The organism is Actinopolymorpha cephalotaxi (assembly GCF_013408535.1).
GTDB classification, from domain to species: domain Bacteria; phylum Actinomycetota; class Actinomycetes; order Propionibacteriales; family Actinopolymorphaceae; genus Actinopolymorpha; species Actinopolymorpha cephalotaxi.
This window is the reverse complement of the sequence record NZ_JACBZA010000001.1, coordinates 266,216-285,901: the sequence shown is the minus strand read 5'-3', so window position 1 is coordinate 285,901 and position 19,686 is coordinate 266,216. Positions and strand designations below refer to the sequence as shown.

General features: G+C 71.2%; 19 protein-coding genes. 9 read left to right on the top strand and 10 right to left on the bottom strand.

All coding sequences use genetic code 11. From position 1 onward, the window contains the following. Positions 1 to 10 precede the first annotated feature (10 nt). The 5 genes from FHR37_RS01190 to FHR37_RS01170 all read left to right on the top strand — a co-directional run bounded on the left by FHR37_RS01190 (position 11) and on the right by FHR37_RS01170 (position 2,730). Positions 11 to 211 (top strand): hypothetical protein, encoded by a 201-nt coding sequence (locus tag FHR37_RS01190; protein WP_092881282.1) that lies wholly within the window; start codon positions 11 to 13, stop codon positions 209 to 211. A gap of 15 nt (positions 212 to 226) precedes the next feature. Continuing rightward, positions 227 to 787 carry a hypothetical protein gene (locus FHR37_RS01185; protein WP_092881280.1) on the top strand — a complete coding sequence of 187 codons (561 nt, stop codon included), beginning with the start codon at positions 227 to 229 and terminating at the stop codon, positions 785 to 787. 82 nt (positions 788 to 869) lie between these two features. Further along, entirely contained in the window at positions 870 to 1,649 is a 780-nt protein-coding gene (locus FHR37_RS01180) for a hypothetical protein (protein ID WP_092881278.1), read from the top strand. Further along, positions 1,646 to 2,215 (top strand): hypothetical protein, encoded by a 570-nt coding sequence (locus FHR37_RS01175; protein WP_092881276.1) that lies wholly within the window; start codon positions 1,646 to 1,648, stop codon positions 2,213 to 2,215. Before FHR37_RS01180 ends, FHR37_RS01175 begins: the two co-directional genes overlap by 4 nt. A gap of 53 nt (positions 2,216 to 2,268) precedes the next feature. Continuing rightward, on the top strand, positions 2,269 to 2,730 hold the full coding sequence (locus tag FHR37_RS01170; protein ID WP_092881274.1) for an MSMEG_6728 family protein: 462 nt from the start codon (positions 2,269 to 2,271) through the stop codon (positions 2,728 to 2,730). A gap of 3 nt (positions 2,731 to 2,733) precedes the next feature. Here FHR37_RS01170 and FHR37_RS01165 read toward each other — a convergent pair whose 3' ends face one another. Next, positions 2,734 to 3,531, bottom strand: coding sequence for a TetR/AcrR family transcriptional regulator (locus FHR37_RS01165; RefSeq protein WP_092881272.1), 798 nt, complete (start codon positions 3,529 to 3,531; stop codon positions 2,734 to 2,736). Positions 3,532 to 3,781: 250 nt separating this feature from the next. Here FHR37_RS01165 and FHR37_RS01160 point away from each other — a divergent pair, with 250 nt between their 5' ends. Beyond that, positions 3,782 to 4,288 (top strand): WhiB family transcriptional regulator, encoded by a 507-nt coding sequence (locus FHR37_RS01160; protein WP_092881270.1) that lies wholly within the window; start codon positions 3,782 to 3,784, stop codon positions 4,286 to 4,288. Here FHR37_RS01160 and FHR37_RS32265 read toward each other — a convergent pair. The 4 genes from FHR37_RS32265 to FHR37_RS01140 all read right to left on the bottom strand — a co-directional run bounded on the left by FHR37_RS32265 (position 4,187) and on the right by FHR37_RS01140 (position 9,024). Further along, complete coding sequence (locus FHR37_RS32265) at positions 4,187 to 5,659, bottom strand: glycoside hydrolase family 130 protein (RefSeq protein ID WP_092881268.1); 1,473 nt, start codon at positions 5,657 to 5,659, stop codon at positions 4,187 to 4,189. The two genes, FHR37_RS01160 and FHR37_RS32265, sit on opposite strands and share 102 nt — an antisense overlap. Continuing rightward, the gene (locus FHR37_RS01150) at positions 5,656 to 6,669 is read right to left on the bottom strand and encodes a glycosyltransferase (protein ID WP_202817906.1); all 1,014 of its coding nucleotides are present in this window, start codon (positions 6,667 to 6,669) and stop codon (positions 5,656 to 5,658) included. Before FHR37_RS01150 ends, FHR37_RS32265 begins: the two co-directional genes overlap by 4 nt. Continuing rightward, positions 6,666 to 7,799, bottom strand: a complete 1,134-nt coding sequence (locus tag FHR37_RS01145; protein WP_092881266.1) for a glycosyltransferase — start codon at positions 7,797 to 7,799, stop codon at positions 6,666 to 6,668. The genes FHR37_RS01150 and FHR37_RS01145 overlap by 4 nt, the downstream gene beginning before the upstream one ends. 172 nt (positions 7,800 to 7,971) lie before the next feature. Next, positions 7,972 to 9,024, bottom strand: a complete 1,053-nt coding sequence (locus FHR37_RS01140) for a glycosyltransferase family 4 protein (protein ID WP_202817905.1) — start codon at positions 9,022 to 9,024, stop codon at positions 7,972 to 7,974. A gap of 360 nt (positions 9,025 to 9,384) precedes the next feature. Here FHR37_RS01140 and FHR37_RS01135 point away from each other — a divergent pair, with 360 nt between their 5' ends. After that, complete coding sequence (locus FHR37_RS01135) at positions 9,385 to 9,990, top strand: DinB family protein (protein WP_237768584.1); 606 nt, start codon at positions 9,385 to 9,387, stop codon at positions 9,988 to 9,990. Positions 9,991 to 10,047: 57 nt separating this feature from the next. Here FHR37_RS01135 and FHR37_RS01130 read toward each other — a convergent pair whose 3' ends face one another. The 4 genes from FHR37_RS01130 to FHR37_RS01115 all read right to left on the bottom strand — a co-directional run bounded on the left by FHR37_RS01130 (position 10,048) and on the right by FHR37_RS01115 (position 15,294). Continuing rightward, complete coding sequence (locus FHR37_RS01130) at positions 10,048 to 11,244, bottom strand: enolase C-terminal domain-like protein (RefSeq protein ID WP_237768583.1); 1,197 nt, start codon at positions 11,242 to 11,244, stop codon at positions 10,048 to 10,050. Then, entirely contained in the window at positions 11,241 to 12,104 is an 864-nt protein-coding gene (locus FHR37_RS01125; protein WP_092881262.1) for an HpcH/HpaI aldolase family protein, read from the bottom strand. The genes FHR37_RS01130 and FHR37_RS01125 overlap by 4 nt, the downstream gene beginning before the upstream one ends. Then, entirely contained in the window at positions 12,101 to 13,138 is a 1,038-nt protein-coding gene (locus FHR37_RS01120; protein WP_092881260.1) for an NAD(P)-dependent oxidoreductase, read from the bottom strand. Before FHR37_RS01120 ends, FHR37_RS01125 begins: the two co-directional genes overlap by 4 nt. Before the next feature lie 101 nt (positions 13,139 to 13,239). After that, positions 13,240 to 15,294, bottom strand: coding sequence for a beta-galactosidase (locus FHR37_RS01115; RefSeq protein ID WP_092881258.1), 2,055 nt, complete (start codon positions 15,292 to 15,294; stop codon positions 13,240 to 13,242). Between the two features lie 393 nt (positions 15,295 to 15,687). On the opposite strand from FHR37_RS01115, the gene FHR37_RS01110 reads away from it, so the two are divergent. Further along, a complete protein-coding gene (locus tag FHR37_RS01110; protein ID WP_092881256.1) occupies positions 15,688 to 17,364 on the top strand; it encodes an HNH endonuclease signature motif containing protein in 1,677 nt (558 codons plus the stop codon). A gap of 20 nt (positions 17,365 to 17,384) precedes the next feature. Here the strand turns inward: FHR37_RS01110 and FHR37_RS01105 are convergent, their stop codons facing one another. Beyond that, a complete protein-coding gene (locus FHR37_RS01105; RefSeq protein ID WP_139238820.1) occupies positions 17,385 to 18,281 on the bottom strand; it encodes a nucleotidyltransferase domain-containing protein in 897 nt (298 codons plus the stop codon). A 111-nt stretch (positions 18,282 to 18,392) separates the two neighbouring features. Here FHR37_RS01105 and FHR37_RS01100 point away from each other — a divergent pair, with 111 nt between their 5' ends. After that, entirely contained in the window at positions 18,393 to 19,373 is a 981-nt protein-coding gene (locus FHR37_RS01100) for a phosphotransferase enzyme family protein (RefSeq protein ID WP_092881252.1), read from the top strand. Positions 19,374 to 19,686: the final 313 nt, after the last annotated feature.

The window sequence follows — 19,686 nt, the reverse complement described above, 5'->3', positions numbered from 1 at the left end:
GACAGGCCCGGTGAGCTCCGTCGGCGGGACCGGCTCACCCCGCGTCCGGCGGCGCCTCACCCATCCGCTGGCGCCCGGCGCCGTGCTCGCCGTGGCTGCACTGACGGTGCCCGCGCTGACCTGGTGGTGGGCGTTCGCCACCGCCCCGGTCCTGCTCGCCTGGGTCGTGCTGGCACTGGCCGCGGGGTACTCGATCTCGGGATCGGTATGAAGCCACAACTCGGCGATGCTGGTCTCGTCGGTCTGGCGAGAACGTTCCCGGTGGTGGTTCAGTGCCGGCCTGCTGGCCGGAGGCCTCACCAGCGCGGTGGTCGCGGTGGCGCTCGGCCTGCTGGTGCGGCCGGTCGTACGCCCGGTCCCGGCCGCGTTCGTGGTCGGCGCGGTCGCCGTGCTGGTCTGCCTGAACGAACTCGGCGTCCTGCGGCTGCCGCTGCCGCAGAACGGCCGGCAGGTTCCGGAGTCGATCGGGGACGACGGTCCCCGCTACGGCGCGCTGCACTTCGGCTTCGAGATGGGCACCGGCGTACGGACGTACATGACCACGGGCCTTCCGCACGTGCTGGTGCTGACCGTGGCGCTGTGCGCGACCTGGCCGCAGGGACTGGCCGCCGGGCTGGCGTTCGGCGCCGGGCGGGCCGCGATGGTGCTGGCCCGGCACGCCCATCGCGACGACGGCCACTGGGACGCCCGGCTCGCGACGTACGACCGGACCCTGCGCCCGCTGCTGACCTTCGCCTGCGGCTGCGTCCTGGCCGTGGTCCTGCTGGCCGCCACCAGGACCGGCTGACCACCTGACCGACCTCGCCCCGACCCCTGCCCCGACCCGACCACCACCACGACGACCGCTACGACGACGAACAGGAGCCACGGTGCACGACGACCAGCGCGCCGCCGAACGCACGCACTTCCGGGCCGCGGACGGCGGCCGGGTGACGCTGTGCGCACCCGGATACGACCTGACCGAGCCGTGGTCGGCCTCGGTCCGCATCACCACCAACCGGCCGTACGCGGGTACGCCGGAGGGCCTCGACCTGCGCCAGTTGCACATCGCCAGGGCCGGCAACTACGACCACGTCCTCGAACGCGTCGTCGACGGGCACTGGAGCAACGTCGTACAGATGCAGGGCGGCCAGTGCATGATCGGCCACAGCGACACGGCCGACCAGGGACTCGCGGTGTGGCGGGGACCCTGGCACGAGGCGGCAACCTGGCTGCCGGACCCGAAGATGCCGGGTTCGCACGTACTCCGGTACTTCGCCGGGCTCGGCTTCCACGACAGCCCGGAAGGCCTGCGGGTGACCGCGGCCAGGCCCGCCGCGCACACCGTCGAGGTGCTCGAGGTCAGCAAGCGGGTGCCCGGGGTCGGCCACCTCGACATCCGTCAACCCGCCCTTGCGCACCGGCTGGTGCCGGTGTGGTCGGGCGCGACGGTGCCCACCGGTGAGGTGTGGGCGGAGGAGGTCTCCCCCGCGTCGGCGGAGTCCACGGACATGGTCGTCGTCCACGCCACCCCGTCCACCGTCACGACCGTCGCCGGTGAACGCGACCACAAACACCGCTGCGAGCAGCGGGTGGAGTTCCTGCACCGGGTCACCGAACTGTGCTGGGCGCCCGAGCGGCCCACCACCCGACGGAAGGGATCGTCATGACCGCTGCCATCCCCACGGTTCCGAGCGCGAGCACGCCGCCCCCGAACGCCACACCGAGCGCGGTACGCAAGCTGATCGAACGCGACCACATCAACCGCCGCAGCCTGCTCAAGGGCGTCCTGACCACCGGCATGGTGCTCGGCCTGAGCGCCCTGGACCTGCTGCCCGGCCGCCGCGAGGCACAGGCCAGCCGGCACGGCAGCGACCCATGGGAGTACTGGAACAACTGCCACGACTACAGCACCGGCTCGCGGCGGACCGACTGGCGGTGGTGCAATCCCGACGCCGCGCGGGTGAGCAGGCGCTACTGCAAGCCCAACATCAGGCGGCACCGCACGGCGGTCAACGGCAGGTGGGTCGACGAGTGCGAGTACGAGGACTACCGGATCGACTTCCGGTGCTGGAACCTCGCCGGCACCGAGGTCATCAACGCCTGGGTGTGGCGGCGAGGACAGTCCGGCGGAAACCTGCCGAGCGTGATCTGCTCCGACGGCAAGACCTACGTCCTGAACGACTGCGGGCCGGACTACCACTACAAGTCCGCGTGCCGGGAGTACCTGGAGTAGCCGGCGGCACAGGTCCCGAGGTTGGCCCGGGTGGTGCCGGGAAACTCAAGCGGATGCAGACCTTCCTGCCGTACGCCGACTTCGCCGCCTCCGCCCGGGTCCTCGACCAGCGGCGGCTGGGCAAGCAGCGGGTGGAGGCCCTGCAGGCGCTGCGCGGGCTGACCGTCCCCGGCTACGGCTGGCGGCACCACCCGGTGGTGCGGATGTGGACCGGCTACCCCGAGGCGCTGGCGAGGTACGGGCTGGAGGTCTGCCGGGTCTGGACGGACACCGGCCGGAAGGACACCTGCGCGGCCACCCTGCGGGCCGACCTCGCGCTGGCCACCGGCCGGGAGGAGGTCCGCGACCAGCCCGCCCTCGCCGACGCAGGGGAGCTGCCCCCGTGGCTGGGCGACCCGGACTTCCACCGCAGTCACCAGTCCGCGCTGGTGCGCAAGGACAGTGCGACGTACGCCGAGCTGTTTCCCGGCGTACCGCCCGATCTGCCCTACGTCTGGCCCGAGTCGGACCGCTGACGCTCAGGTCAGGTCGCTGGCCAGCAGCCGCTCGATCCGGTCCAGCATGTCCTCCAGGGACAGCTCGAACTCCAGGTCGGTGTGGTCCTGGGACAGCAACGTCTCCACCCGCTGGATGTGGGGATAGTCGTCCAGCGGGATCGGCGAGGGCGGCGGGGAGTTGGCCACCTCGGTCAGCGAGTCCTCCGCGACGGTGCGGCCACTGATCGTGGACACCTCCAGCAGGAGGTAGCCGAGCAGGTAGCTGGTGAAGGCGCGGTAGGCCATCACGGCGTTCTCCATGGTGAACCCGCGGTCGACGAGGGTGGCCAGGAAGTCCTCGACGACGTCCAGGCTGCGCAGCGGTGGGCGTAGCCAGGGGGCGGCCGGGTGCCGGGTGGCGATCAGCGGGAACAGCTGCGGATGCTGGCGGGCCAGCCGGCGTACGGCGTGCGCGAGCCACTGGAGGTAGGCCTGCCAGCCCGGGCCTGCGAGGAGCTCGCGCCGGGCGCGGTCCACGTGCAGGCCGTCCACCATCCGGCGGACGATCTCCTCCAGCAGGTCCTCGCGGCCGTTCACGTAGCGGTAGAGCGACATCGCCTCCACGCCCAGGTGCTCACCGAGGCGGCGCATGGTGAGCATCGCCAGTCCGTGCTCGTCGACGTACTCGATGGCGGCGGAGACGATCAGGTCGCGGTTGAGCGCGCCGCGCCCGGAGGCCGCGTGCTCGTTGGGTCGCGTCGTCCCGGCCGACCGGGTCGACCCGCCCGACCGACTCGATCTGTCACCGCCTGGTGTCTGCGGTGTCCCGGGTGAGTTCATGGGGACGCTCCTGTATCGCCGTGGCTCGGACTGGGCGTGTCCACCCCCTGCGTACCACGTCCACGGCCGACGCGACATTTGCGCCCGGCCGCTTACAGCGTAAGGTTGGCCCCCGTGTGGGTGGCTTACACCGTAAGCCCACCGTGGTCCTGTGTCAGGAACGCAGGGGCTCGGAGCACGGCGCGAGAACGAGGGGTGAGCGCGGGAAGCCGGCGCAAGTCGGACGAAAGCAGCGGAATGGGGTTCTCGCATGGCGCGACGGCGCGCCGCCGTACCAGGCGGCCGGAGGAAGCCGATGCCCGCCCGGTCGCGGGCGTGGCACCTGGAGGCTGCCTGCGTCCACGCACCTGACGGGCTGTTCTACGGACCGGAGGGCGAGAAGCCTCCGGAGCGGCTGGCGCGAGAGGCCCGGGCGCTGGAGTTCTGCGCGGCCTGCCCCGTTCTCGACGCCTGCCGTACGCACGCGCTCGCGCTGCCGGAGACCTACGGCGTGTGGGGCGGCACCACCGAGGCCAACCGGAACGCCGTCCGCCGCGGGCGGATCAGCGCCGCCGCCCTGCCCGCGCCCGAGTCCGGGCCGGAACCGGAGCCGGCTCTCCTGCCCGTCGGCGCGTCACTGTCCGCAGACGAAGCTGCGGCCGTGACGGTCACGACTTCATTGCCCCATGGCGGCGAGCAGGGTGGCGATGTCGACGGTGGCGAAGCCGACCCGGGTGTCGCTTGCGCCGTAGGGCAGCCACAGTGTTCCGGCGTGTAGGACGCCGCCGCAGGAGTAGACGACGTTCGGCACGTAGCCCTCGCTCTCCTCGTCCTGCGGCGCGAGCAGCACCCCCGGCAGTTGGGCGATCACGCGTTCCGGCCGGTGCAGGTCGAGCAGCAGCGCGCCGATGGCGTACCTCCGCATCGGCCCCACCCCGTGGGTGAGCACCAGCCAGCCCGCCTCGGTCTCCAGCGGTGAGCCGCAGTTGCCGACCTGGGTCAGCTCCCAGCCGAGCCGCGGGACGTGCAGCGGCACCGGCTGCTGCCAGCGGTTCTGCCGGTCGAGCGCGCTCAGCCCGATGGTCTCCCCGTCGGAGCGGCACAGGGCGAAGTGGCGGCCACCGACGGTACGCGGGAACAACGCCATCCCCTTGTTGCGGGCGGCCGGCCCGCGCACCGGCGTCACCTCGAAGTTGCGCAGGTCCGCGGTGCTCAGCATGCGCACGCTGATGTGCCGACCGTCGTACGTCGTGTAGGTCGCGTGGTAGGCGGCCTCGCCGTCGTCGGACACGAAGCGTACGAACCTCGCGTCCTCCATGCCGTTGCTCTCGGTGGCGGTCAGCGGCCACAGCACCCGCTGGCTCAGCGGCACCTCCTCGGGGAAGGTGACGGCGTAGCTGGCCGAGGCGGCCCACCGGAGCCGGTCCACCGCGGCCGCCTCCTCCTCGTCGGCCAGCAGGTCCGCCGGCAGGTGGGACAGCGCGCGGTCGAGGTCCTCGTCGTCGAACACCTCCGGCAGCGTGGCGAGGACAGCCGCGGACACCTTGTCGGTCCAGCCGTCCTCCTCCAGCCCGGAGGCGAACAGGTCCCGGCGGTGCCGGGTGCCCGCCCGCCGCCCGGCCAGCAGCGGGCCCCGCCGGTCGGCCACGTCCAGCCGGCCGCGCCCGGGGTCCAGAACCCCGGTGGCGAACCCGATCGAGGACAGGTGACCCTCCCCGATCTGGCGCAGGCTGAGCGCCACCCGCAACTGCCCGGCGGACAGGCCGGACTGGTCCGGGTGGGGCACCATCGACGGGTTGCACAGCGCCGCCGCCTCGACGGCGTACTCCTGACTGCAGTACGCACCGACCAGCAGCCGGGCAGTGGGTGACAGCTCGGCGTGCCGGTCGATGCGCGGGCGTACGAGGTCGTAGTGGTGCAGGAACGTCATCTCCAGGTCGTGGTGACGTCCCCCGAAGTGCAGCAGCGTCTGCTGCAGCAGCCGCCCGGTCTCGTCGTCGTCGAGGTGGACGACCCGCTCGACCAGCGCCGAGATCCGGGCGCGGACGAGGTCGTCGTCCTCCCCCGGCACGAACGGCCGGATGATCACCCGGCGGGACTCCGGGGCCAGCACCAGGTCCAGCCGGGAGGCCAGGCCCGGTGCCGTCACGACAGGCGCCTGGCGTGCTGCAGGGTGGACACGAGCGCGAGGGTGGACTCCGCGCCCTGGTTGGGGTTGGGGCCGGTCGGGGTCAGTCCGTCGTAGCTGCCGCCGGTGGTGGAGTCCCACATGGGCGTGCCCAGGTCGTTGTCGCCGAGGAACCACGCCACCGCCTGGCTGACGCCGTCGTCCCAGGCCGGGTCGCCGGTCACCTCGGCCGCCGTGGCGCAGGCGTCGGCGAAACTGGCCACCTCGATCGGCTGCTGGTCGTGGCGGTTCCTGGGCCCGTCGCGGCGGTATCCGCCCACCGCGATCACCGACAGCCGGTCGCCGGTGCGCTGCACGTCGTGCAGCCAACTGAGCATCCGCAACCCCGACTCGAGCACCTGCTGGTCACCGCCCAGCTTGCCGGCGGCGATCACCACCTCGGCCAGCGAGGCGTTGGCGTAGGTGAGGTGTTCCTGCGGCCATGGCCAGTCGGGGTCCTCCCCCGGGCCGCCGACCGCCTTGGCGGCGTCCGCGAGCAGCGCCGCCGCACCCTTGTGGTCCGGGTGGGCGCGGAGCACCTCGGCCGCCCCGAGGCCGGCGAACGCCATCGCGCGCACCGCCCAGGACCGCTTGGTCGCCCCCAGGTCGAAGGCGATCATGGCCTCCTTGCGGATCCAGGGTGCGGGGTTGCGGGCCGCGGCGGTGCCGAGACCCCACAACGCTCGCCCCCACCAGTCTCCGAGGGCCGGTCGGTCGCTCCACCGCCGGTCGTGGCCGAGCCGGTTGCGGAACGCGCCGGTGTGGTCCTGGGCGTGGGTGAGGAACGTGAGGTAGACCTCCGCCAGCCGGACCACCTCCTCCGACGGGTTCGGCTCGCGGCTGGTGACGACGAGCCCACGGGACACGTCGTCGGTGCAGTAGCCGTGCTCCCGGCGCACGATGGCGTTCCGGGAGTGTTCGAACAGCCCGGTGTCGTCCGACATCCGGATGACGTGGCTGAACGAGGGCGCGGGCGCGATCACGGGCGTCACGAGGGCAACGCCTCCGCGGTGTAACGCCGCGCGGCCAGCAGACGGTTGGCCAGGGTGTCGTACCGGTCGGCCACCGCCGGCCAGCTCAGCGTCGAGGTGGTGCTCGCGCCGACCATCCCGCCGGCCAGTCCGGGCTCGGTGAGGATCCGCCGGACCGCCGCGGCCAGCGCCACCGGGTCCTGGTGCGGAACGACCAGGCCGGCGCCGTCCGCGAGCAGCTCCACCGCGTGCGGGAAGCTCGTCGCCACCACGGGGATGCCCGCCGCGACCGCCTCGATGAGCACGCCCGAGGTGACCTGCTCGCGGGAGTCGTAGGGCAGCACCACCACGTCGGCGGACCGGATCAGCCGGTTCAGCGCCTCGGTGTCGCGGTAGATCGCGTCGAACGTCACGGTGTCGGCCACGCCGAGCTCCTCGCCGAGGCGCTGCAGCCCGCGGCGGTAGGCCTCGCCGTCGCGTTCCAGGATCTTCGGGTGGGTGCGGCCGGCCACGGTGTACGTCGGCCGCGGGTCGATGTCGCGCAGGTGCGGGAGCGCACGCAACGCCCACTCGATGCCCTTGCCGGGCCCGATCAGACCCCAGGTGAGCAGGTGCGGCGCCGTCCGGGCCTCGGTCGGCCGGGTGACGTACTCGGGCGCGCCGTGCGGGATGACCGTCACCTTCGACGGGTCCACGGCGTACCCCGCCACCAGCCGGTCGCGCGCGGCCTGGGTCATGGTGACCACCGCGTCGGCCATCGCACCGATCTGCTCGAGCAGGATCCGCTGCCGGAAGCTCGGGTTGGTCAGGACGCTGTGCAACACAACGATGCTCGGGACCCGCAGTCGTCGCAGCAGCGGCAGGACGTCCTGGCCGTCGGGCCCGGGGTAGATGCCGTACTCGTGCTGGATCACCGCCACGTCGAACTGGTTCAGTGCCGAGGCGGCGCCCAGCCAGCCGGTGGCGTGCGCCGCCGACCAGGTGTGCACGACACCCGGCGAGGCGCGTCGGTCGTCACCGTCTGTAAGAACCCGGACGATCCCACCGCCGACGCCGCCCGCTGTGAGCTGGGCGGCGAGTGAGCAGTTGAAGGTCGCGAGACCGCACTGCGTCGGGGGGTGGGTACTGAGGAAGCCAAAGCTGGTAGCCATACCGTGCCTTCTACTCATGCGCCCGGGCGGCAATTACTGCCACACGGGGGAAGGCGCCAGCCGGCCGGGCTTTCGAGGCCAACAGAAAACGGGTTCAGCGGGGCGCCTTCCTACGAAATCGGCCTCCGCGAACCTGCACCGGACCCGGTCGGGTCTCTTCGGCGGACTGAATTTACCAAGGGCTCAACTCGGTTGCGGCGATATCGCGGTAGACACGCACGTATTCGTCGACCATCCGGTCCACTCCGAAGCGTTCTTCCACATGTTTACGACAGGCCGCCCGGTCCAGCGTGCCGGCCGCACCCACCGCCCGGACGGCCTCCTCGACGGTGTGCACCAGAAACCCGGTCACACCGTCGTCCACGACCTCCGGCATCGAGCCCCGGCGGAACGCCACCACGGGAGTTCCGCAGGCCATCGCCTCCACCAACGACAGGCCGAACGGCTCGTCGAAGGAGATCGGATGCAGCAGCGCGAGACTGTCGCCGAGGATCTCCGCCCGGTCCTTCGGTCCCACCGAACCGAGGTAGCGCACGCGGTCGCCGTCGATGTGCGGGCGGACGCGTTCGATGAAATAACTCTCATCCTGAACAATCCCGCAGATCGTCAACGGCAGGTTGGCACGGTGGGCGATGTCGATCGCCTCGGCGGTTCCCTTGTCCGGGTGGATGCGGCCGAACGCGACCAGGCCGGTGCCGCCCTCGGGCGCGTACGGGAGTTCGGTCAGGTCGATGCCGTGGTGGATGGTGGCCACGTAGTCGAGTTCGGGTGCGCGGTCCGCGTCGGAGATCGAGACGTACGACGACTTCGCGCGGGCGTAGGCGGGCACGATCCCGCGGCCGGAGAAGCCGTGCACGGTGGTGAGCAGTGGCGCGCGGCAGTGTGCGGAGAACGCCAGCGGCAACCAGTCCAGGTGGCTGTGCACGAGGTCGAACTCGCCCGAACGCTCGAAGGCGTACGCGATGTGCATCGCCTCCCACACCCGCCCGTCGAGCCCGGGGTCCTCGGCGTAGCCGTTCGGGCAGATCCCGTCCAGCGTCGCGGCCGTGACCGAGTCGAGGGTGGCGAACAACGTGACGTCGAGCCCGCGGGCGACCAGCCCTTCGGTGAGCAGGCTGGTGACGAGTTCCCAGGGGCCGTAATGACGCGGCGGTGTTCGCCACGCGACCGGGCCGAGAACGGCGACCTTCAACGGGCGCTGGTGAAGGTGAGGCTCAAGAGGCATAGCGGACAGGATAGGTACGCCGCCGTCGCCGATCGCGCAATTCCCGGTTGCGTCGAACTCCCTTTCCGGGTGCACGACAAGGACGCCGGAGCGGGTTTATCGAAGCCGCGAACGGGCTCGACAATCGCTTCGGAAAAAACTTCGGACGAACTGGATTGGGGCTCGGTAGTGCAGGGCATAAATACTCGTTCGGCTGGGTCGTTCCGGATGGTCGCGGCGAGCGCCGGCGGTGACTTTGTGTGACATCAGTCGGGTTCGTTGGGCCCGATCCGCGGAAGTTCCGGAGTGCTCGACATTGAGGACAGGAAGTGGCCGGTGTGGCTTCTAGCGTGGGATCAACGCCACCGAGAAGGGACCGCCATGAACGCCTCGACCACGAACCAGCCCGACTCCACCACCGCCTCCGCATCCATGTCCGCTTCCGTTTCCGCCGCCTCCGACGCCTCGTCCGCGGCCTCCGCCGCGTCCGTCACCGGCGAGCGGGCCGACCTGCTGGCCGCCCTGGCCCAGGCACGGCACTTCCTCCGCTACACCACCCGCGACCTCACCGACGAGCAGGCCGCCATGCGGACCACCGCGAGCGCGTTGTGCCTCGGCGGCCTGATCAAGCACGTCGCCTCCTCGGAGAAGAACTGGGCGCAGTTCATCGTCGAGGGCCCGGCGAGCCAGGAGTACAGCGAGGAACTCGTCGCGGCATGGTCGCAGGAGTTCCGGATGCAGCCGGGCGAGACGCTGGCCGGAGTGCTCGACCACTACGCGGAGATCGCCCGCCGAACCGACGAGCTGGTCGCGACGCTCCCGGACCTGGACGCCTCACACCCGCTGCCGGAGGCACCGTGGTTCGCACCCGGCACCCGGTGGTCCGCCCGTAGGGCACTGCTCCACATCGTCGCCGAGACCACCCAGCACGCGGGGCACGCCGACATCATCCGGGAGTCCCTGGACGGCGCGAAGACCATGGGCTGACCGAGCGCCCCTTCCGGGGTGGGGCAAGGCCGGCTTGACAGGGGTACGCCGTGGCGCTCAGCCGACCAGGCCACGCACCAGGCGGTGCAGGTCGGCCTTGCCCTCGATCCCCACTCCCGGACAGTCGCCGAGCCGGACCCGCCCGCCGGCCACCGGTGCGTCGTCGGCGAAGCCGCCGAACGGCTCGAACACCCGCGGGTACGACTCGCACCCACCGAGGCCGAACGCCGACGCCACGGCGAGGTTGTACAGATGGCCTCCGTGCGGCACGCAGCGCGCCGGCGACCAACCGGCACCCTGCAGAGCGTCGAGCATCGCGGCGTACTCCGGCACGCCGTAGCTCAGCGACGGGTCCATCTGCAGCACGTCGCGGCCGGCGCGCAGGCCGGCGTGGCGGGCGAGGTTACGCACCTCCGGGACGGCGAACAGGTTCTCTCCGGTGGCCAACGGCCCGGGATAGGCCTCGGCCAGCACGGCGTGACCGAGGTAGTCCAGCGGATCCAGCGGCTCCTCGTACCACCGCAGGTCGTACGCCGACAACGCCTCGGCGTACGACAGGGCCGTCGGCAGGTCGAACCTCCCGTTGGCGTCCACGGCCAGCCGGCAGCCGTCGGGCAGCAGGTCGAGCACCGCCTCGACGCGTTCGACGTCCTCGGCGAGCGAGGCGCCGCCGATCTTGATCTTGACGTCGCGGTAGCCGAGGTCGAGGTAGCTTGCGATCTCCTCCCGCAGGGAGCCGACCGTGCCGTCGGGGTGGTAGTAGCCGCCGGCGGCGTAGACCCAGACCGAGTCCTCCTGAACCGGATCCTCGTGCGGGACGGACGCCGCGGCAGGCCGCTCGTAGCGGGTCCGCAGGAACCGGTGCAGCGGCTGACCGGCCGCCTTCGCCGCGGCGTCCCACAGCGCCATGTCCATGATGCCGACCGCGACCGCCCGGTCGCCGTGCCCGCCGGGCTTCTCGTTCGTCCGCATCACCGCGTTCGCGGCGACCGGGTCCAGCACTCCGGTCTCGGGGTCGACCAGCCGCTCGGGCGGGCACGCGCGCAGCCGCGGGAGCAGTCGCCCGGTGAGGATGCCGGTCTGGGCGTACCTGCCGTTGGAGTTGAAGCCGTAGCCGACCACGCGTTCGCCGTCGACCACCAGGTCCGTCTCCACCGCCACCACCGAGACGGTCATCGAGGAGAAGTCGATCACCGCGTTGGCGAACCCCGAACCGATCGGCGCCTCGGCGACGCGTACGTCGGTGATCCTCACTTCGCTGCCCTGGTTGACTTCCCGCCGTTGCGAGCGCCTGCCGCAAGGCCGGCTTGCGCCTTCCCCCGTACATCGTCGATGCCGGCCCGGAGCGCATCCTGGTAGATCCACAGGTCACCGCTGTAGGCGAACATCGAGAAGCCTCTTTCGGCCAGCATCGCCGCCTCGGCAGGGGTTCCGGCCATGAAGCCGGCGACCTTCCCGTGCGTGCGCGCGGCCGTGGCCACCCGGTCCAGGGCGGCGAGGTAGTCCGGGTGGCCGAACTCTCCGGGGATGCCCATGCTGGTGGTCAGGTCGTACTGCCCGACCCAGAGCACGTCCACACCCTCGACCGCGGCGATCTCCTCCACGGCGGCCAGCCCGGCGGCGGTCTCGATCTGTGTCAACACGAGGTTGTCAGCGTTGGACCGACGCATGTAGGCGGCACCGTCACCGCGTACGTAGTCGTCGTGGGCCAGGCCGAACGCCGCACCACGCAGACCGACCGGCGGATATTTCGCCCACCGCACGATGGCGCTCGCCTGCTCGGCGGACTCCACCATCGGGACCATCACCCCGCGGGCGCCGACGTCCAGCGCCCGGGAGATCTCCGAGCGGTCGGTGGTCGGCACCCGCACGTAGCTGTCGGCACCGGCGCCCCGCGTGGTGGCCACCAGCGTGCCGATGGTCTCCCACGTCCAGCCGGTGTGCTCGGCGTCGTAGAGGACGAACGACGCGCCGGCGCCGGCTGCCAGCCGCCCGATGCCCGCGGTGGCGAACTCGAACACGAACGTGCCCACGACGAGATCACCGGCCCGGATCGCTGTGTGCACAGCGGTTTCGGAGTGCTCGGAGTGCTCGGTGTGCTTGGACCTGCTCATCGGTCGGCTCCTTCGCTCGGGACTGACGGCGCCCACGCCTGCGGGTTGACCACGTGGGTGGGACGGCGACCGGCGGCCACGTCCAGGATGGCCTGCACGGCGCTGCGGCCGTTGCCGAGCGCGAGCTCGTCGGTCCAGGCGATCGCGTGCGGTGCCAGCAGGACGTTGTCCAGGGCGAGCAGCGGGTCGTCGGGCGCGGGTGGTTCGGGGTCGAACACGTCCAGCGCGGCGCCGGCGATCCGGCGTTCGGCGAGTGCACGCGTCAACGCCTGCTGGTCGACCACCGGCCCGCGGGCGACGTTGACCAGGAACGCCGACTCCTTCATCCTGGCGAGCCGGCCGGCGGCGATCAGGCCGCGGGTCTGCGGCGTCAGGGCGCAGGTGAGCACCACGAAGTCGGACCGGGTCAGCAGGTCGTCCAGGTCGAGGAGTTCGACGCCTGCCTTTGCCGCGGCGGAGGCGTCGGCGTACGGGTCGGCGGCGACCTGGCGCATCCCCAGCGGCGCGCAGACCCGGGACACCTCCTGGCCGATGTTGCCCCAGCCGACCACGCCGAGGGTGCGGCCGGTGACGCCGACGCCGAGGTGGTCGAGCTTGTCCTGCCAGCGCCCGGCGCGGACCAACTGGTCCTTGGCGCGGACCCGATGGGTCAACGCCAGCAGGAGAGTGAGCGCGGAGACCGCCACCGGACGGCGTACTCCGTCGGGGGTGATGGTGACCAGCACGCCCGCGTCGGTGCACGCGGCCACGTCCACGTTGTCGTAACCGACGCCGAACCGAGCCACGATCCGCAGCCGGTCCGCGCGGGTCAGCGACGCGGCGCTCACCCGCGGCGTGAGCACCAGCAGGGCGTCGTACCCGGCGACCACCTCGGCCGGGAGCTCGTCGCGCCCGTCGCGCCCATCGGGGGCGTCCGGCAGGAACTCCCACTCCACGCCGGGCGCCTGTTCCAACGCCGACAGTCCGATGTCACCCCAGCCGATGCGCCCGTCGGGTGCGCGGAAGTCGCGCGTGACGCCGACCCGGAAGGCCATTGTCGGTCCCCCTCTCCGTACTCCTGCGGCCCCGTCTTCCTGCGGCTTCGCGCTCCTGCGGCTTCCTACCCCTGCCGTGCATCCGCGCGTGGCGGCGGCGGTCAGCTCGTCGGCTCGGTCAGGATGACTACGCCGCGGTGGGGCACCGGCACCTCTCCCTCGTACGACCGCCCGGTGAGCAGATCGGTGTGCACGCCCGGGCGCAACCGCACGTTGACAGCCTCCGCACCGTGGTTGAGCAGGTGGAGCACGCCCGCCCCGGACGGGCCGACCCGGCGGGTCACCTCCACCCCGGCAGGCGGCGGAGCACCGTCGGCGAGCGGCGAACCGATGCCGGCCTCGGTGCACAGCGCGGCGAGGAGTTGCCGCAGCCCCTCGCCTCCGAGCAGGGTGGGCAGGTAGTACGCCTGACCCTCGCCGTGGGAGTTGCGGGTGAGGCCCGGCTCGCCGGCGTAGAAGTCGCGGGTGTACTCCCCCACCGGCTTCGCGCCCTCCAGGAACACCCGCTCGCACAGGATCCCGGCGGCCAGCTCGGTCCCGGCCGGCAACGTTCCCACATCGGTGCCGAGCCGGACCGCGTTCGTCCGGTCGGGCGGGAGCGCGTCGGTCTCCTCGACGGTCAGCCCGAGCACCTCGCGCAACGGGCCGGGCGCTCCTCCCGGGTGGACGAGATCGTGCTGGTCGACCAGCCCGGTGAACGCCGTGGCCACGAACGTCGCCCCGGCGCGTACGCGCTCGGAGATCGCGGTGGCGACCGGCTCCTCGACCATGGTGAGCACCGGCGCCACGATCAGGTCGTACGCCGAGAGGTCGGCATCCGGTGCGAGCACGTCGGTCTGCACGCCGAGCTGGTGCAGCGCGGCGTATACCGATCGGCACTGGTCGAGGTAATCCAGGTCGACGCTCGGGCCGCTGGAGAACCGCAGGCTCCACCAGGTGGGCCAGTCGAACAGCACCGCGGCCCGGGCGGCGACCCGGCCGCCGGTCGTGTGGGTGCCGAGGGACTCCAGCTCGCGGCCGAGCTCGGCCACCTCGCGGAAGACCCGGGCGTCGGAGTGGCCGTGGTGCTCGACCACCGCGCCGTGCAGCTTCTCGATGCCGCCGCGGGAACGCCGCCACTGGAAGTACATCACCGAGTCCGCGCCCTGGGCGACCGCCTGGTAGGACTGCAGCCGCAGCAGGCCCGGCGGCTTGATCCAGTTGTAGGGCTGCCAGTTCTGCTGGGACGGGCTCTGCTCCATCAACAGGAACGGCTGGCCCTCCCGCAGCCCACGCATCAGCGCGTGGTTGAACGCCACCGTCTCCGGCGGGTCGTTCGGGCGCGGGTAGTTGTCCCACGACACGATGTCGAGCTCGCGCGCCCAGCGGTGGTAGTCGAGCGGGAAGAACGCACCCATCAGGTTGGTCGTGATCGGGATGTTCGGAGTGACCTCGCGGATCACCGCCACCTCGGCGCGCAGGCAGTTCAGCAGGGCGTCCGAGGCGAACCGGTGCCAGTCGATGCGCAACGCCTGGATGGCGCGTTCGCCCTTGCTGACCGGGGGTTCGACCTGTGCCCAGTCGGTGAACGTGTGGCCCCAGAACGCGGTGTTCCAGTTGTGGTTGAGCTGGTCGAGACTGCCGTGCCGCTCGCGCAGCCACTGACGGAACGCGTCCGCACACAGGTCGCAGTAGCACAACGTGCCGTACTCGTTGCCGATGTGCCACAACTGCAGGGCCGGGTGGTCGGCGTACCGCGTGGCGATCTCGCGGACCAGCGCGGTGGACAACCGGCGGAAGTTCGGCGAGGACGGGCAGAACATGTGCCGGTTGCCGTGCCGGCGGCGGATGCCGTCCTCGTCGACGACCAGCACGTCCGGGTAGCGGCGGGTGACCCACGCCGGGACCGAGGCGGTCGCGGTGGCGAGGTTTGCCCGCACTCCCTGCGCGGACAGTTTGTCCAGTACGCGGTCCAGCCAGTCGAAGGTGAACGTCTCCTCGTCCGGCTGCAGTGAAGCCCAGCCGAAGACCGGCACGCTCACCGTGGTGACGTGCGCCTCCCGCATCAGGCGGACGTCCTCGTCCCAGACGTCCTCCGGCCACTGCTCGGGGTTGTAGTCGGCGCCGTAGAGGACCTGACCGAAGTCCACGTCCGCGTCGCGGTCGTCCTGCGCCATTCCTGCCGTCCCTTCGCCTGAGGATCTGTGCGCGATCATCTTCCATTCCGGGTTCGCAGGACGGGAAGACCGTGCTCGGCAGGTGGTCGTCAAGGACGGCTTGCGCGGGCTGCGGACGGCAGTGAAACACCAACGTGTATGGGGAAACTTCCCTCCGCCCTGGCGGCGCCGGTGGGATGGCCGCCTCCGGACATCGCCGCCCCGCCGACTTCGGCCGCCCGAGCATCCCGGCCCGTGAGGGGGATACTCACACGCCTATGGCGAGCGACGTAGGTATCGACAACTGCGAGGTGACTGGCGCTCCCACAGTCAGCCTGAACCTCCTGTGTACGTTGAGGAATCCCGCCTTGTGGGCTAACCGGGCTTGTCGGTGGTGGCCGATACGATTCGATCATGTCTTCGAGCGAGTGGGGTGCCTGGACCGGTGGCGATGCCGCCGGCCGGATCCTGGCCGCGCTCGACCGGGTCGACGCGCCGCTGGACGAGGCGTGGGTGGCGCCGAAGGGTGGCCTGAAGCCGGAGGAGCTCGCGGCGGTGATCGCTGCGGCGCGGGCGAAGAAGGCCCGCTTCGAAGCCCTCGAGCTGGACCTGGTGGCTCTGGCGGAGGCCTGTGACATCGGCAGGCTGACCGGCTCCCCGAACGCCACCGTGTATCTGCGCACCGCGCAGCGGCTCGCGCAGCGGGAGGCGTCCGCGGTCGTCGGGCTGGCCCGCGACCTGGGCAAGGTGGCGCGGCTGACCCTGGAGGCGATGGCCGCCGGGGCGGTGTCGGCCCAGCAGGCCAAGGTGATCGCCGAAGCACTGAAGAAACTCCCGGAGTACGTCGGGGCCGATGAACGGCACCGGGCGGAGGAGTTCCTGATCGAGAAGGCCGCCTTCGCCAACCCCGACGAACTCCGCGGAATGGGCGAATCTTTGCTGGAACGCATCGCGCCCGAAGAGGCCGAACGGCTGGAGGGAGAGGAACTGGCGAAGAAGGACCGCAAGGCCGAACAGAAACGGTCCCTGCGCTACCTGCCCAACGGCATCCCCCAGTCGGAGACGGTGCGGATCACCCTGCCGGCGTGGGAGATGGAACTGTTCCGCAAGATCATCGAACCGTTGGCCGAACCGAAGAAGGGCGCAGAGCCGGACAACCGCCCGATCGACCAGCGGCGAGGGGACGCGTTCGCCGAAGCCCTCGGCCTGCTCGCCGCCGCCACCACCGCACCCGTACGCGGCGGGAGACCACCCCAGGTCGCGGTCACCATCCCGATCGACGTCCTCCTGACCGGCGTGGGTGCCGGGACGATCGACGACACCGCCACCCCCGTACGCCCACGGCCCTGCAGCTGCCCCTGCACCGACCCCAAGTACGGCACCAGCAAGAACACCGGCAACGCCAAGAACGCGAAGAACGCGGCCAAGGACCCCGACCAGGCGGGTGAGCCGACCCCCCACGAGGCGGAAGGCCAGGACGAGGGCCAGGAATCCCAGCCAGGTAAGCAGAAACGGCAGTCACCCGGCACCGGATCACCCGCCGACGGGATACCACCACCCCGAACACCCGGCCAACCCCCACAACCGAACACCGACCCCGAACCCGACCAGGGTGCGGTGGGGATGAAGGACGCCATCGACCCGCACGACGGGTGCCCGAAGTGTGGCGGTGGCGGGTCGGCCCGCTACCTCGGCACCGACGGGAAGCCGATCTCCGCCGCAACTGTGCGCCGGTTGGCGTGCGAGGCCGACCTGGTCCCCGTCGTGCTCGGCGGTGATGGGCAGGTCCTCGACCTCGGCCGCTCGGACCGGTTCTTCAAGGAGCACCAACGCCGTGCCCTGGCGATCCGCGACGGCAGCCACTGCCACTTCCCCGGCTGCCAGATCCCGGAGCCGCGTTGCGTCACGCATCACATGACCGCCTGGGACCACAGTGGCCCGACCGATCTGTCGAACGGTGTGCTGTTGTGCCGCTTTCACCACGTCACCGTCCACCACAGGGGCTGGCTGGTACGGATGGGAGCACACGGCCACCCCGAGTACGTACCCCCGGAGTGGGTGGACCCGCAGCAGTGCATCCTCCGCCCATGACGGTTGGGGATCCGCCTCGGTCACCGATTCGACAGGGCCTCGACCAGGTTGAGGTAGCTCCGAACGGCCCAGCCCACGTCACCTGGCAGGTCAACGCCGAGGTCGACCAGTCGTGGAGCCAGTGCGTCCATCCGGTCGGCGAGCAGCCACAGTGACCCGACCTGACCGCGGAGCCGCTCCGCAGTTGACGGTCGGACGCGGTCAGGCTCGGCCGGGTCCGGGTCCGGGTCCGGGTCCGCGGGCGGAGTCACCCCGGTGAACCGGCTCACGACGTCCAGCGACCGAACGGCGTACCCCAGCAGCGTCGCGCAGGCGGTCGGGTCGGCGCGCGCGGCGTACTTGCCCGCCCACATCAGCATCGACCAGAACGAGCAGCACTCCGCGACCGACACCTCCAACGGCGCTCGCGGTGGCGACTCCGAGGCTGCCGCCCCTGCGGTGCCGGGACCCGACCGGGCCGGGTGATCCACCGCGGCGTCGGAGCGGTCGAGCAGAACCACCGTGTGTTCCGGGGGTACGGCAGCCGACCGGGGAACCCACTCCCAGTCGACTCCGTGCGGTCCGTACTCACCGGGAAAGAACGACGACAGGAAGGCGCCGGCGGCCGGCGCGTTCTGCGGTGCCTCGGTCAGCAGCGCCGGTGCGCCCAGGCCGGCCACGAACCGGCCACGCGGGGACGTTCGTATCCGCTCGTAGGTAGTGGGCCGGTCCGGCGCGCTGGCGGTCGCCGCCAGCGCTTCGTCGGCCACCACGACGGTCACGTCCAGGTCGCTGAGGCCGTCCGCCTCACCGCGTCCGACGGAGCCCTGCAGCCAACCGGCCAGCACCCTCGGATCGTCGGCCAACAGCCGAGCCAGCCGGGTGGCCAGCCGCGCCCGCTCCTGCTCGCGCCGCGCCAGCGCCTCGCCTACGTTCACCAACGCCACCTCCCCACCCCTCCACCCGGCGAAGCCACACGATACGCATGGCCGTGTTCGGCCATGCGCGAAGTCGTGCGAACGACCGCATGCGCTTCGTAGCCTCCTGGGATGGCCGAGACAGCTGAGATCACCGCCGCCCGATCCGCGCTCCGAGCGTGGAACTCCGCCGTGGGTGACGCCCACCTGGAAGCGATGCCCCTCGTCAACAACCCCGTCTGGCGTGTCGTCGCCGAAGACGGCCGGCGCTTTGTGCTCAAACGGCTTCCCGAGTACGCGCCGGGCGCCGGACCCGTCGACGCCTTCCGCGTACTGGGTCATCTGCAGGCCGCCGGGGTGCCTGTCGTGGTCCCGATCGTCACCGACGAGGGCGCCATCCACACCGCCGGGGACGAGCACGCGTATGCTCTTTTTCCTTTCGTACGAAGCGATTCCGGCAACCACGAGCTCGGCCCGTACGCGGAGGAGACCTCCTACGCCATCGGCGCCGCGATCGGGCAGCTCGACCGCGCGCTGGCCGAGTGCCCGTGGCAGCCGAGGTCGTACGTCGACGACCCGGTGCCGGAGGCGCTGGGCGCGGCACTGCCGGGCCTGCCGCCGGAAGTGACCGGACTCCTCGAACCGCTGGTCGGGCACCTCACCGCCACCGTCTCCGGGCTTCCCGTCCAGCGCACGCACGGAGACTGCAACACCGGCAACGTGCTGGTCCACAAGGGCCAGGTGAGTGGATTCATCGACCTGGACCATCTCCCGCTGGGTCCGAGAGTCCGTGACCTCGGCTACTACCTCGCCAGCCGGTTGCGCGTGCACGTCGGCAACCGGCACGAGGCCGAACGCGACACGGCCGCGATGCTCGCGGTGCTGGGCGAGTACGTCGCCGGCTACCACGACGCCTACCCGCTGTCGGAGCGCGAGCGCGCCGCCGTCGTGCCGATCATGCTGCTGGTCGAGATCGGGAGCGCGTCCTGGGCCCTGCACGGCTGGACGCCGGATCCAGACGCCTATCAGCGCGCCGCCACCACCATCGCCTGGATCGTCGACCACCTGGACGAGGTCATCGCCGCCGCGGCCGTGCCGTCAACCCGTGCCTGACACGAGAAGGTGATGGCCGCCGCACCCCCTTGTGCGACGGCCATCACCTGACCGACCTGTTCAGGCCGGGCTCACCGAGGACGCGATGTCCGATCGGCTTCGGTGAGCCACGGCCCCAGGCTCACCGAAGTTGAGCCCGTGACACTCTCATCTTTCCCCCACACCTAAGAATTCGCCCAATATCAGGGTTGGCTGGCTGCTTCCCACCCACGTGCCGGGTAATGCCGAAATTGCGCGTCTCTCACAGCTTCGGGCGAAGGCAGGAATACGGAAGTACGGGATAGAACGAAAAGGCAACCAAAGAGGTCCGCCG

Coding starts and splice junctions, on each gene's coding strand:
- FHR37_RS01160 (WP_092881270.1), top strand. CDS start 3,782: ATGGCGCGACGGCGCGCCGCCGTACCAGGCGGCCGGAGGAAGCCGATG.
- FHR37_RS01175 (WP_092881276.1), top strand. CDS start 1,646: ATGACCGCTGCCATCCCCACGGTTCCGAGCGCGAGCACGCCGCCCCCG.
- FHR37_RS01120 (WP_092881260.1), bottom strand. CDS start 13,138: ATGGCCTTCCGGGTCGGCGTCACGCGCGACTTCCGCGCACCCGACGGG.
- FHR37_RS01135 (WP_237768584.1), top strand. CDS start 9,385: ATGAACGCCTCGACCACGAACCAGCCCGACTCCACCACCGCCTCCGCA.
- FHR37_RS01100 (WP_092881252.1), top strand. CDS start 18,393: ATGGCCGAGACAGCTGAGATCACCGCCGCCCGATCCGCGCTCCGAGCG.
- FHR37_RS01145 (WP_092881266.1), bottom strand. CDS start 7,799: ATGGCTACCAGCTTTGGCTTCCTCAGTACCCACCCCCCGACGCAGTGC.
- FHR37_RS01170 (WP_092881274.1), top strand. CDS start 2,269: ATGCAGACCTTCCTGCCGTACGCCGACTTCGCCGCCTCCGCCCGGGTC.
- FHR37_RS01115 (WP_092881258.1), bottom strand. CDS start 15,294: ATGGCGCAGGACGACCGCGACGCGGACGTGGACTTCGGTCAGGTCCTC.
- FHR37_RS01140 (WP_202817905.1), bottom strand. CDS start 9,024: ATGCCTCTTGAGCCTCACCTTCACCAGCGCCCGTTGAAGGTCGCCGTT.
- FHR37_RS01165 (WP_092881272.1), bottom strand. CDS start 3,531: ATGAACTCACCCGGGACACCGCAGACACCAGGCGGTGACAGATCGAGT.
- FHR37_RS01125 (WP_092881262.1), bottom strand. CDS start 12,104: ATGAGCAGGTCCAAGCACACCGAGCACTCCGAGCACTCCGAAACCGCT.
- FHR37_RS01110 (WP_092881256.1), top strand. CDS start 15,688: ATGTCTTCGAGCGAGTGGGGTGCCTGGACCGGTGGCGATGCCGCCGGC.
- FHR37_RS01185 (WP_092881280.1), top strand. CDS start 227: ATGCTGGTCTCGTCGGTCTGGCGAGAACGTTCCCGGTGGTGGTTCAGT.